This window comes from Bacillus sp. FDAARGOS_1420 (assembly GCF_019344915.1).
Classification (GTDB): domain Bacteria; phylum Bacillota; class Bacilli; order Bacillales; family Bacillaceae_G; genus Bacillus_A; species Bacillus_A mycoides.
Genome location: NZ_JAHWJB010000002.1, coordinates 1,985,688 through 1,998,724, shown reverse-complemented (window position 1 = coordinate 1,998,724; position 13,037 = coordinate 1,985,688). Strand labels below are relative to the sequence as shown.

Genomic DNA, 13,037 nt, shown 5'->3' with positions numbered 1-13,037 from the left:
TTATTTCGAACTATGAAGTAAAGCACCAATCGCACCACTATAACCGCCGTCTTGTAAAAAGACTGGTATTTTATTTTGATATTCTGTATAGCTACTTATAATACTTTGAAGATGTACGTTATTACATAGAGTAGAACCGATGTAAATGATATGGTCAATATTTCTCGCTTCGGCGAATTGAAGGCTTAATGCAGTGACGACTTCACCGACAAGTCCTTGAACGGTAGCGAGTATATCTGAACTACTATAATTTGAGTCTGTAATGGTCGCTTTTCCGAAATTGCTAGCAGTTAAGTTATTATCAAGAGGGGAGAGAATCCCGCCATAAATATCTCCAACTGTAATATCTAGACTGTTTCTTGAACCAATTTTCGTAAGCGGAATCACGTCTTCAAAATGATCTATATTTGTTAATAGTTTTGAAAGACCCATAATAGTACCACCGCCAACTCCAGTTCCACCAGCGCGAACATATTGCTTGTCGTGAACATAGTGAATGGAAGTACCTGTACCGATATTTGTTAATACAAAGTTGTTTATAGCACGTTTTTCTTCTTTTAGTATGTATCGTACTCCTGCTAAAGTAGCTTCAAACTCGTTTAATTCTACTATTTTATATGAACTTGAAAGGAGTTGTTCTAACTGTGTAGCTTTACCACCTGTAATGCATAATTGTGTAATTGAATTATTATTATGAAGCCATTCTTTAATTTTTTCTTGTTCATATGAATAAAATTTTTTAAAAACTAATTTGTTCATTTCGTTAAAGTAAGCAATTTTTGTTAATGTTCCCCCAGCATCAATACCAACAACATTCCGCATTTTCCTACCCCTTACTATGTGATCTGTTTAATCAGCTTGATATATTAATAGCTTTTCAATGGTAACGATTGATTGACCGTTTACAGAGGCAATTCCTTTCCCAAGAACAAAACCTCGTCTGTTACGTGTTAATTCATAATGTAAGTCAAGTTTATCACCGGGATACGCATTTTCATGAAATTCCACCCCATCTAAAGAGGAGAGGAAACCAAGACCTTCAGATTCACCTGTACTTACAAAAGCACTAAGTTGAGCCAGTGCTTCTACAATTAGCATATGAGGCATATAGTTTTGATTTTTATTAATAAACCACTCGTTATTTGTGATCAGTTTGTATCCTGTAGCTGATTGAGATTCTGTAACGTTTGTAATTTTATCGATCATTAAAAATGGATAGCGATGGGGAAGAGTATCTTTAATATTCATATCGTACCTCCAGGAATAATAATACCCCTGCTACAGTTAAGCAGGGGAGTTATCATTAATTTTTAACTAATTCATTTACTTTTTCAAGAGAAAAAATACCACTATTTCTAATGTTTTCAACAACTTGTTGTAACACTTTTTTATCTTGAACGAGTGCAATACGAACAAAACCTTCGCCATGAGGACCAAATGCATGACCTGGTGTGACAACGACATTCGCACGATCCATAAGTGCATAAGCGAACTCTAAAGAGGTCCATCCTTTCGGAATTTCAGCCCAAACGAACATACTTCCAGCTGGTTTATCGACATTCCAACCAAATTGGCGGAATCCATCTACTAAAGTATCTCTACGTTCTTGGTAAATTCCACGGTTTTTCTCACAAAACGAAGCGCCGTGTCGCAATGCAGCGGATGCAGCTTTTTGAATTGGTAAAAACACGCCGTAATCTGTATTAGACTTAAATTGCGTAAGCGCACCGACGATTTCTTCGTTACCAATCATATAACCAATACGGCTACCAGCTAAACTATAACTTTTAGATAAAGAATTAATTTCAACGCCAACTTCTTTTGCGCCAGGTACAGATAAGAAGCTAATTGGCTTTTGGCCATCAAAATAAAATTCAGCATAAGCAAAATCATGGACAACGATAATATTATGTTTTTTCGCGAATGCGATTACCTCTTTAAAGAAATCTTCATGAGCCATTGCTGGAACTGGATTCCCTGGGAAGTTCAAAATCATCATCTTCGCTTTATTGGCAATTTCTTCAGGGATAACTTCTAAGTTAGGTAAGAAATCATTTTCTTTCTTTAATGGCATGTAGTAAGATGTTGCGCCGGCCATTTGAATTCCTGTTTCATAAGCCGTATATCCTGGATCAGGAACTAATATAATATCTCCCGGATTTGCAAAAACCATCGGTAAATGAACGAGTCCGTCTTGTGAACCCATTAATAATAAAACTTCTTTATCGGCATTTAAAATAACGTTATGAGTGTTGTTGTAATATTCAGTTACAGCTTCGTGAAATTCTTGAATACCAGATAATGTATATCCGTAACTTTCTTTTGCACTTGCTGTATGTACCATTTCTTCTCTCACAAAATCAGCAGGAGGCATATCAGGATTCCCGATACTTAAATCGATCATTTTATGACCTGCTGTAATTTTCTCTTTTTTATAGGCGCCTAATTCACTAAATATAGAAGATTGGAATGCTTTCATTCTAGTTGCTAAAGTGTAAGTCATCAAAACCCCTCCTAAAAACAGTGTTTTCTTTCTGTATTTTTAATTATTCTGAAAACACATGTTTACATTTTATCATTTTTTTATGAAAATTAAAATGATTGACAAATTTAGAGGGAGGATAATAAGGGGAAATATAAAAATAACGTAGAAAATATTTTCTACGTTATAAATGAAGATTAATTGTTTGTTTTTTTATATGTACATGTTTTTTCAGTTGTAAAAAAGTATACATTTAATTCATTATCGACAACTTTTAAAGATTGATCTGATGTAAACGAGTTACCATAATCAATACGATACACGTTAGAATTTTTAACAAACGATCCTTTAAATAAATTCTCTTTTTTAGTTGTTGTTTGCATTTCCACTAAATTGTGAACAACCTTTTCTTTCTTTTCTTCTTTTACAACTGTTTCAAATTTATAATACACAGGGCATTCACCTTTTTTATTATCAATGACTTCCCAAGAACCGTATATGTCATTATTGCTACATCCACTAAGTAGAACGATTAATATAGGGAAAATAAATAGAAGCTTTTTCATTGTGTACTCCTTTCTTATTAGTTTTTATAAACGTGCGAATACGATAGGAATATTGTAATGAATAAAGTTTAAATTTTTATAAAGAATTAATAAATTTCACATAAAAATTTGGAGAAGGGTGGGATTTCAAAATAAAAAGGCATGAATCTAGTGTAATGCCAGATTCATGCCTAATGGTCTATCTTATGTTATGTCTTTTGAGGATAAATGAAGCGGAAAGAAGAATGACAATTCCATTTACAACATACATATTTACAATAATAAAGGCTAGGTTAGCTGCGCCAAATCCACCTTTATCGAATATAGAGGTGAATGCTGTAGTAGTCAAAAAGATAATGGGAGTTAACAGTAAAAATAAGAAACCTGCAACAATTCTTCTTTTAAAGTTATTTTGGGATAGGGAAATGGCTAAAAAATTAAGGGCGCCAAACATAATGAATGAAAACAGAAGGGTAATTAATAATTGGATGCCATCAGACATTTCCACAGCTCCTTTTTGAAAAATCTATAATTTATTTTATTCGAAAGTAGTAGGGGATAATCCTTTAAATATTTGAACTACATAAAGAGAATAGATTTTAATCCTTGAAATTCAAAAAGAATGGACCCAGTAAAATACGGGATCCATTCTTAAGAAGTATTAGTTTTATAAATTCGCAGATTGCGACGTTTGTTTTTCAAATCGTTTCTGTTTAGATAGGGAAATAAATATAATTAACAATGAAATGACTCCGAAAATTAGAACCATATACTGTAATCCAATCGTATCTAAGAAGAAGCCTGTGCCGAGTAAGACAATTTGGAACATAATTCTTTCAAACATATTACGGAATGAGAAGAGACGTCCGTGATAGCTTTTTTCGACTTTCGTTTGGAAAATTGTCGACATAATAGGGAAGAAGCAGCCAACACTAAATCCAAACAAACCAAATGAGGCAAGTGCCATCCATTTAATATCGCTAAAGAACAACGAAAGGTGTGCAAAAGCGGTACAAAATGCGAAGAAATATAGTAACTTTTCAGGTTTGAAATGATCAGATAAACGTTTAATAACGAATGCACCTAACATAAACGCTACACCTTCAATTGTATATATGAATCCTTTAATTGTTGGGTCATGTTGCATTTCGCTAATGTTAATAACCATTAAATTGAATCCAGCTATAAATAAAAGAGGGATAATACTTAATATAAGTGCTTTAAAAGCAATAGGGATTCCTTTTAAAATACGAAATACTTCCATAAAACTATTATCTTTAGCTGATTGTTTACTTGATGTAGCGGATTTTTTATCTTCAAATTGTAGGAAGAAAGTTGAGAGGAATAATAAAGCGTATGCTGCCATTGAGAAGGCATACATATACTGTAAACTCATTACAACTAAAAGAATGCCACCTAGTGAAGTACCTGCAATACGAGCGATTGTACCGATATTCATATGTACACCGTTCATTTGTAATAGCTCATGTTCATTAACGATGAGTGGAATTACAGATTGTAATGCAGGGAAATAAAATGCCGCGGAAATTTGAAGTGCAATCATAAATGCAATCATGAAAGCGATACTTTCATATTGAATAGCGAAAAACATGAAAATAACACTAATAACACGACCAAATCCAGCGTAAAGAAGAACTTTCTTTTTTTCATATTGATCAATGACACGCCCAGCCATTGGACCGACTAGAACACCAGCTAACAGTCCGATAAATAATATAACGGATTTCATAAAATCAGAAGGGACGTATTTTTGCATAAATTCAAGATTACCAAGAATACCAAGCCATAACCCTAGACCAGCAATAAACTCCCCAATTAACACAATCCAAACATTTTTATTACGCCACATAATGTAAAACCTCTCTGTCTTTTAAAATGAAAAACTCGTATATAAAACCTCCTTATTTTATGTATTATTTTTAACGGAATTTTTTAGAGTCAGAGTCTATATTACGTGTTTCATTAATGGATTTCAATCTTTTTGATTTGTAAAAAAATGATGAATTAAGTGATACAATGGGTAACTAAAAATACAAAAAATTCACAAGTAAATTCAAAGGGAAGGTAAGTGTGGGGAAAATAGAAAAAGTAAGAACGCAGATAATACGTCTTACTTTTCTCAAAAAACCAAAATAGATTAAATTAGCAACACTTATGATCTTGTCCAATAGCTAAGCCGCTAAAAGACAGAGGACCAACAATGTCTGCACTTGCACCACTAGTAAGGTTTTCTACAGTTAATGAATACTCGTGAGTCCCGCAGCTAACATTTTGATCTATAGCTTGAAATGTTTGCGCGTAAAATTGCTCAGAATCTGTAGATTCAATCCCTACTTGAGCGTTGAAGATTTCTGTATTGTCACGGAAAATTCGGAATAAAACTTGTGAAATCTCAGTTATACCTTCAACCCCAACTGTAGCAATTAATTCTACTCGATTATTACGTGAATCTCTTCTTGAAATTTTTAATTTAATACTTGCTAGAATTGCTTTTTCTGGGGAATGGGGAATTACAAAAGTTGTTTCACCTGTTTTATTTAAAGGTTGAGTAGCTTGATAATCAATGATATGAGTCATATTCGTCACCTCCTCATATACTAAAATATGAAGGTAACGATGAATTAGCTTGGACATATATTATAAGATTTTAAGAGAATTGAGGAGTAATGTTGAATAAAGGGAGATAATATAAAAGCATCAAGAAAAAATCCCAATTATGAGAGTCATTTTTTGATGCTTTTCATACTTTAGGCGGAATATTCTTCTTTACGTACTTCGAAGAATTCATTCCGGCGTAAGTAATTAAAAATTTTTTCCGAAACCTCTTCTTCATGAGACACTAAGAATCGTTGATCAAAAGCATAGAAAGATTGACCTTTAATTAATTTTACGTAGTATATTTTACACGCCTCCTTTAAATTAGGATTCTTAAATACTTTATATTATGATGACCTATCTGGTTGTTAATAATACTTAAAGTTTCAAAGGGGAGAAGTATAAATTCAAAAAAACATTGAAATAGCTTACAAATCTGTAATGTTTTTGTCACCTTTGCCGATAGTTAAAATTAACCAGTATCTTCTATACTACAAATAGGTTCCATAAAACAAGGGGGTAGAAAGATGGAGGAAGTAATTGGAGAAGTTGTAGCAGGGATTTGTGAATTTGTAGTTGAAGTTACGGTGGATGTTTTAGGAGATTTAGTTTCCGGAAATGATGAAGAGAAAGAAACATTATAAAATTTGTAAAAAGTTTAAAGATAAACAATGTATAAAAGCTGATTTCTAAAGGGAAGTCAGCTTTTATATTTTTTACATTATATTAATAATATCTAAATATTAATCTGTTATGATATTAATGAAATCAATAAAGGAGCTGACTGATATGAATATGCCGAATTCTAGATGTGATGTACCTGATTCTAGTACGATTGTAGCGAATATAAATGAAAAAGAATATCACTTTATTGTTCGTATACATCCACTTGCAGGAAAGATGATAGCGCTATTTGAAAATGGGAAAGAATATGGCTTGCTTGATAAGGAAATCGCTAGTAGGGATAAATTTATTAGGTCAGAGCTTACTAAGTTGAAGCATTTCAACATAGATATTCTTTATGATAGTCCTGGGTGGATATGGATTGGCATGGACCAATATGGATTGCATGCAAGAGAGGCTACTAATAGCGAAGTAGAAGTTATTGTGAAGTTACAGGGGGATTAAGTTATTTAGACGTGTAAGAAGATCCTCAAATATAAGAGATACTTTGTAGGGTTGTGGGATAATTACCCATAACTTTTTTTGTTTTGTGCTTAAAAATAAAAGAGTTAAATTTTTTTGATAGAAGGTCTCTAATACAAGAGACGAGACTAAGCTAAAAGAGGATTTGAAATTATATAAAGAGAACTTATAAATTAAATATAATACTTTATAGAAAGAAGATGATAAAAGTGAGTAAAGAAGAACTTGTGAAACAACAATTTGGTAGTAATGCAGAGAAGTATGTGAAAAGTAAAATTCATGCAAAAGGACTGGATTTACAATATGTAGTTCAGCAAGTTGAAACTCGTCATAATACTCGTCTTCTTGATATTGCTACTGGTGGTGGACATGTTGCTAATTTGTTAGCCCCAATGTTCAAAGAGGTAGTCGCTCTTGATTTAACAGAAAAAATGTTAGAAAAAGCAAAAGGTTTTATAGAAGGGAACGGACATGAAAATGTATCATTTGTAGCAGGACATGCAGAAAGGTTACCATTTGCTGATGAATCCTTTGATACAATTACATGCCGAATTGCAGCACATCATTTTGTTGATCCTTTGCAATTTATTTTTGAAGTAAATCGAACGTTAGAAGATAATGGATTATTTATATTAATTGATAACGTTTCACCAGAAAATAATGAGTTTGATACATTTTATAACTTTATCGAAAAGAAGAGAGATCCAAGCCATGAACGAGCTTTGAAAAAAACAGAATGGATTACTTTATTAGAAAAACATGGTTTGCAAATGCAGTCATGTCATACTTTTGACAAGAAGTTCGATTTTGATTGGTGGTGCGATATGATGGATGTTCCTATGCAAAAACGTGTAAAGTTAACAGAGTGTATGATGAAAACATCAAATGAAATGCAAGAATTTTTCAAAATTCAATTTGGAAACAATAAAATAGAATCATTTTATACTGAAATGGCACTGTTCGTATGTAAAAAAAGTTCAACATTAAAAAGATAAATTTCTTGCAGTCTTTCTAATGTACGATATACTTAGTACAGAGAAAATGAGAATTGAGGAATAGTAATAATGATTCGTGTACGTATTGAGGGAACTGAGGAAGAGATGCTTGAATTTTTAGAGAAAATGCCTGACATTCCTGGGTTTGAAAAAACACATATGAGAGAACCGAGAAAAGGGAATAATCCGAAATATGATTCAAGCAAAAGTGTACTAGCATATTTATCTTATAAAAAGATTGAAGTCGCCAATAAATAGGCGGCTTTTTTAATTGTCTCTGTTTCACCGCCTTGTCTTTTTCGCATAATAATGATAGTAGATTATGCTGAAGAGGGGTGAGGAAAGTTAATAAAAAAATAATCTTTTTCGGAGATTTTGGTATTGATGATGCAGTAACGTTAATTTATGCGAATAAAACATGCAAATTAGATATTATCGGTATCGTTGCAGAGTACGGAAATGTATCAAGAGAAATTGTTACGGAAAATGTTTATTTTTTAGAAAGATACTATGCTACAAAAGTGAAGATTATTGAAGGTGCCAGTAGACCAATGACAGCTGAAGAACCTTTGTTTTTCCCTGAAATTCATGGGGAGCACGGCTTAGGTCCAATTATTCCACCGAAAATGAGAATTTGTGACAGAGAAAATTTTTGTGAATTGATTAAATTAATTGAGCCTTGTCCAGAAGATGTTATTATAGTCGCGACGGGACGATTAACAACACTTGCAACATTATTTTTATTGTACCCCAATTTAATGAATCGAGTATGTTCTTATTATATAATGGGCGGTGCTTTTCTATTTCCGGGAAACGTTACACCTGTATCAGAAGCTAATTTTTACGGCGATCCAATTGCCGCGAATATCGTTATGAAATATGCGCAGAATGCTACTATATATCCGTTAAATGTAACGCAGCGAGCTCTTATTACTCCTGAAATGGTCGATATTATTGATAAAGAAGGAACCGGGCAGGCGAAACTTATTAAGCCAATGATCGATTTTTATTACGAGAACTTTTACAAAAAAGAATATCCAGGTATTGCTGGGAGTCCGATTCACGATTTACTTCCGTTCATTTCATTTATAAATGATGATATTTTTGAATATAAAAAATCAGCAGTTTGGATAAGTACGACGAATGATGTAACGAGAGGTCAAAGTGTTGCAGATTTTAGAAAAATAGCTGAGCCAACGACGTTTGATAATCGTCCTATACAAAAAATTGCCGTTGAATTTAATTATCAAGCGTTTAAAGACGAATTTATGAGAACAATATTGAAGCCAGATTGTCCTTAAAAGGGTGCGCAGATTTGAATGATTTTCATAAGACGAATAACTTACGAAAAATGTAACATAACTAATGGTAAGCAATTGTTTCTGATTATAATTTTTATTGGTCAATTATAAAGGAGGAAATGATATGATTTGGTCTTTAATCGTTGGTGGTATATTAGGATGGTTTGCAAGTTTAATTACTGGGAAGGATGTACCTGGCGGTGTAATCGGTAATATTATTGCAGGTATTGTCGGTTCTTGGCTTGGTACAGCGTTACTTGGTAAATTCGGACCTGTTATAGGCGGATATGCGATTGTTCCGGCTTTAATAGGCGCGATTGTTTTGATTTTCATCGTAAGCTTTATATTCCGTGCAATGCGGAAATGAATACAGGGGACTGTTTACATTTGTAAGCAGTCCCTTTGTATTATGTTGTCTAATCTGTTATGCTACTGTTATACAAACAGGAGGTGTCAGCATTGAAATCATTTACAGTAAATTTTCATCAAGAGGATAATGCAAAGGCAACAACAGTACATAAATTAAGTGAAGAGGACTTCGAGAAAGCAACAGAAAAAGGTACTCGTCATCTATTTGATTTAGATACAAACGTTGGTTTCTTCGTATTCTTTGATGCTGAAGATACAGAAGGAAACGAGCAATACTTAATGTTACAATATGAAGGAGATCATGAAGAACCAAGTGCTTGCTACGGATTTGATTTGAAATTGTTCTATCAATTTTTAGCACTATACTTAAATGATCTTGAATTCCAAGGTGAGACAAATGAAGAAGAGGAAGAAAATGGTCCAATTCATCATTTAGCGCACTTACTTTACCATATCGTTGAAGACGGTAAATCTATCGAAGTGTAAAAATACATAATTGAGGCTGTCCTTTAATAGGACAGCTTTTTTAATTATATAAATAGTTAATCTTAATGGATTTCTGATCATGACAAATGATTTGAATAAGATTCAGAAGGAACAAAACATTAAACCAGCAGAGAATGAGTATTCACTTTCTGCTGGTTTTTTGCATTTAAAGGAGATTTTGTAGCAGCTTAATTCAAGTTACAAAAAGGATATAACGAGTAAGGAGAGAAGGTGTAAATAAGGAGATGAATAAGATGATTAACAATACAATTCCAAGCTTTTTAAAGCTTTTGGAAAGCAATGATATAGGATTACATGACTTGAACAAATATTATGATATGCACCCAGAGGCATTCGAAGAGTATTTTAAGTTTCACTGTCCTAAGACAGAAGAACGTCTCTCTAGTGCGATTGAAAAGTATCCTGCAAAACTAGAAGACATTCGTATTATTTCAGAAATTTTACCATCAATTATTCAAGAAGTTAGTAAGGACTATCGCATTCAATTTGGTAGTAATATAGATTTGACTTTTCATCTATTTGTAGGTGGATTTGGTTCTAATGCATTTGTGGAAAGGGAGATTATTGGGGATATATTTTTTGCGGCTGAGAAATTATCTCCTGTAAGGGAGCACCTCCGTGTTATCGTTGCTCATGAAATCGGACATATATATCATAATGTAGCATTACAAGAGAGTGGAATGGATTGGACTAAAGCAGAATGGAATGATGCCCCGGTAAGTTTATATCGTGAAGGGGTCGCGACCTATTTATCACAACTAATAGTTAAAGGTTTAAGTGAGTCCGTTTACTATTCATATAGTAGTAATGGTGATTCATCGTTACAATATTATAAAGAAATTGAAGAGCGCATTAAGAAACGTTTTTTACAGGATTATGTTGAAGGATGGACAGTTGAAAAAGAGAAAGAATGGTTCCGTCTATCCGGAGGGAACTATTTCGGATACAATCGACTCGGTTATTTTTTAGGAACATCGTATATGGAGTATATTGTGAATACTTTCGGGGAAAGCGAAGCACTTACTTTTTGGACCAAAAATAATTTGAAGAGTAGTGTAATGGAATGGTTACAAAAGTGAATATGTTGAAGAGGGAGGCTGAAAATGATGAAAGTATATATGAAAGTAATTATATTTTTCCTAACTTTAACGTGTGTAGCGGCTTTAACCGCATGTACTAACGCTGAGGAAAAGAAACAAACTAATTCAACATCAGAAAATAGTACGGAAAAAAAGAGCGAAACGTCAGAAACGGGTAAAAAGAATGAGGACACCGCTCAAAAAACAGAGAAAGAGTCTGTGGAAAAACCAAAAGGTCATGATTCGGTAAAACCTTCAACGGAGTCTAATACGAAAAATACAGTGCTTAATCAAAAATCAATTAACCATGTAAAAGATTTATTTGAGCAAGCAAAAGAAGGTAAAGTACCTAACGTACCATATGCAGCGCATACAGGTGACATCGAGGAAATAGAAAAAGAGTGGGGAAAAGCAGATAAAACTGATCAAGCAGGCAACGGGATGTATGCAACTTTTACAAGTAAAAATGTAGCATTTGGCTTTAACAAAGGATCTCAAGTCTTTGACGTTCGCTCATATCATTCAGAGCTCAAATCGATTACGTTACAAGAAATCGAAAAGGCTTTAGGAAAACCAGCGTCTGTTAAAGTCAACGGTAATGATAAAATATACAGTTATAAAGTAAATAATCAGTTTGAGTTGAAATTCGTTATTCCGAAATCTACTGGTAAAGTAGATCACATTTCTGTGTTCTCACCGGAGGATAGTATTAATAAAATGGCAGGTTAAACAAAAGAGCTGTTCCTATAGGGACAGCTCTTTTGTTTTGTTTCTTTCTAACGATTGAACAAAAAAAGCTTGAATGATACCACCAATTATTAATAAGAAGGCACAAATATAAAATAGAGTACTACCGCTTAATTTACTTAATAACAATGCACCTACAAAAGGCCCGCAAGTTCTTGAAATATCCCAATGTATACCGTATATAGAAAAATATAATCCGCGTCTATGACTTGGAGCAATTTGTGAAACGAATCGTAGTAAATGATTTAAAGCAATACTTTCTCCAATTACTAAAAAGAGTAGTGTTAAAAATAATGACCATATTGTTGTGGAATAACCGTAGCCAATCGCAGCTAACGTAAAGCAAGTATAGGAAATAACAATGATTTTAGGCATAGAAAACTGTTCAGACCATTTCACAAGGGGAATTTGGAGAATCACTTCCATGACAGCTTTACAAGTTGAGATAAACACGAGTACAAATAGAAAATTTGGAAATACACTTTCGGCGAATATACGATAATTTGATTCGGTTTGGGCGTAGAAAAAACTAATCGGTAGCGTAGAAACCATAAGTCCAAACACAGCGTAATGCTTTGAAATAAATTGTTTTGGCGAATATACTTCTTTAGTTTTATTAACGTTTTTCATGAGTGGAGCTGTTTCAGGAAGCTGCGTCCAAACGAGAATAGCATATAGCGTAAGAGCTACACCTTGCAAAATAAATAAATACTCAGGGTGACTAGTATAGAAAAAGGCACCGATTAATGGGCCAATTACAGAGCCGATTGCTCCCGTAGTATGCAGAACAGCAAATATTTCTGCCTGTTGTTCTTCCTTCGTTAAGTCAGCGATTTGTGCTCGCTGTGCCGGAATATATAAAGAGCGACCAATACCATTTACTACATACAATAAGGCGAAAAAGGCGACCGATTCAGCAAAAACGAAGCCGCTTACGGCAAAAGCTTGTAAAAGTAATCCGAGTAACATTATTTTCTTTCGGCCGTATTTATCTGTTACACCCCCAGCGATTAATGTAAACACAATATCAGCGAGAGGCTGTAATCCGAAAAGAAGCATTGTAACGATGACATTACCATTTAACGCTTTATTAACGTGAACAATAAAAATGATAGCTAACATCGCTTCAGTCGTTCGGACTAACAATTCACCGAACAATCGAATGAGAATAGGCTTATTATAACGTTTTAAAAGATACTTCATTTTTATTTCCTCCTTTCTATATTGAAATGATAAGATGGAAGCCGGAA

Annotated in this window: 17 protein-coding genes; 8 read left to right on the top strand and 9 right to left on the bottom strand. The window is 33.5% G+C overall.

The features are described 5' to 3' along the window. The 8 genes from coaW to I6L50_RS20465 all read right to left on the bottom strand — a co-directional run bounded on the left by coaW (position 1) and on the right by I6L50_RS20465 (position 5,948). Positions 1–822 (bottom strand): type II pantothenate kinase, encoded by an 822-nt coding sequence (gene coaW, locus I6L50_RS20500; RefSeq protein WP_219302720.1) that lies wholly within the window; start codon positions 820–822, stop codon positions 1–3. Positions 823–849: 27 nt separating this feature from the next. Next, positions 850–1,248, bottom strand: a complete 399-nt coding sequence (locus I6L50_RS20495) for a 3-hydroxyacyl-ACP dehydratase FabZ family protein (RefSeq protein WP_113937517.1) — start codon at positions 1,246–1,248, stop codon at positions 850–852. 55 nt (positions 1,249–1,303) lie between these two features. Continuing rightward, a complete protein-coding gene (locus tag I6L50_RS20490; RefSeq protein ID WP_113937516.1) occupies positions 1,304–2,503 on the bottom strand; it encodes an LL-diaminopimelate aminotransferase in 1,200 nt (399 codons plus the stop codon). A 176-nt stretch (positions 2,504–2,679) separates the two neighbouring features. Then, entirely contained in the window at positions 2,680–3,048 is a 369-nt protein-coding gene (locus I6L50_RS20485; RefSeq protein ID WP_219302718.1) for a hypothetical protein, read from the bottom strand. A 178-nt stretch (positions 3,049–3,226) separates the two neighbouring features. After that, positions 3,227–3,529 (bottom strand): hypothetical protein, encoded by a 303-nt coding sequence (locus tag I6L50_RS20480; RefSeq protein ID WP_113937514.1) that lies wholly within the window; start codon positions 3,527–3,529, stop codon positions 3,227–3,229. A gap of 165 nt (positions 3,530–3,694) precedes the next feature. Further along, the gene (locus I6L50_RS20475; RefSeq protein WP_219302716.1) at positions 3,695–4,897 is read right to left on the bottom strand and encodes an MFS transporter; all 1,203 of its coding nucleotides are present in this window, start codon (positions 4,895–4,897) and stop codon (positions 3,695–3,697) included. A 293-nt stretch (positions 4,898–5,190) separates the two neighbouring features. Continuing rightward, on the bottom strand, positions 5,191–5,625 hold the full coding sequence (exsC, locus tag I6L50_RS20470; protein WP_219302714.1) for an exosporium protein ExsC: 435 nt from the start codon (positions 5,623–5,625) through the stop codon (positions 5,191–5,193). A gap of 170 nt (positions 5,626–5,795) precedes the next feature. After that, positions 5,796–5,948: a YqbF domain-containing protein gene (locus I6L50_RS20465; RefSeq protein WP_078179002.1), complete on the bottom strand. Its 153-nt coding sequence runs from the start codon at positions 5,946–5,948 to the stop codon at positions 5,796–5,798. Between the two features lie 484 nt (positions 5,949–6,432). Here I6L50_RS20465 and I6L50_RS20460 point away from each other — a divergent pair, with 484 nt between their 5' ends. The 8 genes from I6L50_RS20460 (at position 6,433) to I6L50_RS20425 (ending at position 11,769) form a co-directional block, all read left to right on the top strand. Continuing rightward, entirely contained in the window at positions 6,433–6,771 is a 339-nt protein-coding gene (locus I6L50_RS20460) for a hypothetical protein (RefSeq protein ID WP_016101211.1), read from the top strand. A gap of 227 nt (positions 6,772–6,998) precedes the next feature. Continuing rightward, entirely contained in the window at positions 6,999–7,784 is a 786-nt protein-coding gene (locus I6L50_RS20455; protein WP_002127814.1) for a class I SAM-dependent methyltransferase, read from the top strand. A 69-nt stretch (positions 7,785–7,853) separates the two neighbouring features. Further along, positions 7,854–8,042, top strand: coding sequence for a DUF3970 family protein (locus I6L50_RS20450; protein WP_002013371.1), 189 nt, complete (start codon positions 7,854–7,856; stop codon positions 8,040–8,042). Positions 8,043–8,119: 77 nt separating this feature from the next. After that, the gene (locus I6L50_RS20445) at positions 8,120–9,085 is read left to right on the top strand and encodes a nucleoside hydrolase (RefSeq protein ID WP_219302712.1); all 966 of its coding nucleotides are present in this window, start codon (positions 8,120–8,122) and stop codon (positions 9,083–9,085) included. A 124-nt stretch (positions 9,086–9,209) separates the two neighbouring features. Then, positions 9,210–9,452, top strand: a complete 243-nt coding sequence (locus I6L50_RS20440; protein WP_002013368.1) for a GlsB/YeaQ/YmgE family stress response membrane protein — start codon at positions 9,210–9,212, stop codon at positions 9,450–9,452. 92 nt (positions 9,453–9,544) lie between these two features. Further along, on the top strand, positions 9,545–9,940 hold the full coding sequence (locus tag I6L50_RS20435) for a hypothetical protein (protein WP_002084959.1): 396 nt from the start codon (positions 9,545–9,547) through the stop codon (positions 9,938–9,940). A gap of 254 nt (positions 9,941–10,194) precedes the next feature. Then, a complete protein-coding gene (locus tag I6L50_RS20430; protein WP_219302711.1) occupies positions 10,195–11,040 on the top strand; it encodes an aminopeptidase in 846 nt (281 codons plus the stop codon). A 24-nt stretch (positions 11,041–11,064) separates the two neighbouring features. After that, complete coding sequence (locus I6L50_RS20425; protein WP_219302710.1) at positions 11,065–11,769, top strand: YjgB family protein; 705 nt, start codon at positions 11,065–11,067, stop codon at positions 11,767–11,769. Positions 11,770–11,784: 15 nt separating this feature from the next. Here the strand turns inward: I6L50_RS20425 and I6L50_RS20420 are convergent, their stop codons facing one another. After that, on the bottom strand, positions 11,785–12,990 hold the full coding sequence (locus I6L50_RS20420; protein WP_219302708.1) for an MDR family MFS transporter: 1,206 nt from the start codon (positions 12,988–12,990) through the stop codon (positions 11,785–11,787). Between the last annotated feature and the right edge of the window lie 47 nt (positions 12,991–13,037).

Excerpts from the sequence above, each read along its gene's own strand:
- I6L50_RS20490 (WP_113937516.1), bottom strand. The coding sequence starts at position 2,503 with ATGACTTACACTTTAGCAACTAGAATGAAAGCATTCCAATCTTCTATA.
- I6L50_RS20425 (WP_219302710.1), top strand. The coding sequence starts at position 11,065 with ATGATGAAAGTATATATGAAAGTAATTATATTTTTCCTAACTTTAACG.
- exsC (WP_219302714.1), bottom strand. The coding sequence starts at position 5,625 with ATGACTCATATCATTGATTATCAAGCTACTCAACCTTTAAATAAAACA.
- I6L50_RS20495 (WP_113937517.1), bottom strand. The coding sequence starts at position 1,248 with ATGAATATTAAAGATACTCTTCCCCATCGCTATCCATTTTTAATGATC.
- I6L50_RS20485 (WP_219302718.1), bottom strand. The coding sequence starts at position 3,048 with ATGAAAAAGCTTCTATTTATTTTCCCTATATTAATCGTTCTACTTAGT.
- I6L50_RS20475 (WP_219302716.1), bottom strand. The coding sequence starts at position 4,897 with ATGTGGCGTAATAAAAATGTTTGGATTGTGTTAATTGGGGAGTTTATT.
- I6L50_RS20420 (WP_219302708.1), bottom strand. The coding sequence starts at position 12,990 with ATGAAGTATCTTTTAAAACGTTATAATAAGCCTATTCTCATTCGATTG.
- I6L50_RS20450 (WP_002013371.1), top strand. The coding sequence starts at position 7,854 with ATGATTCGTGTACGTATTGAGGGAACTGAGGAAGAGATGCTTGAATTT.
- I6L50_RS20480 (WP_113937514.1), bottom strand. The coding sequence starts at position 3,529 with ATGTCTGATGGCATCCAATTATTAATTACCCTTCTGTTTTCATTCATT.
- I6L50_RS20430 (WP_219302711.1), top strand. The coding sequence starts at position 10,195 with ATGATTAACAATACAATTCCAAGCTTTTTAAAGCTTTTGGAAAGCAAT.
- I6L50_RS20440 (WP_002013368.1), top strand. The coding sequence starts at position 9,210 with ATGATTTGGTCTTTAATCGTTGGTGGTATATTAGGATGGTTTGCAAGT.
- I6L50_RS20460 (WP_016101211.1), top strand. The coding sequence starts at position 6,433 with ATGAATATGCCGAATTCTAGATGTGATGTACCTGATTCTAGTACGATT.
- coaW (WP_219302720.1), bottom strand. The coding sequence starts at position 822 with ATGCGGAATGTTGTTGGTATTGATGCTGGGGGAACATTAACAAAAATT.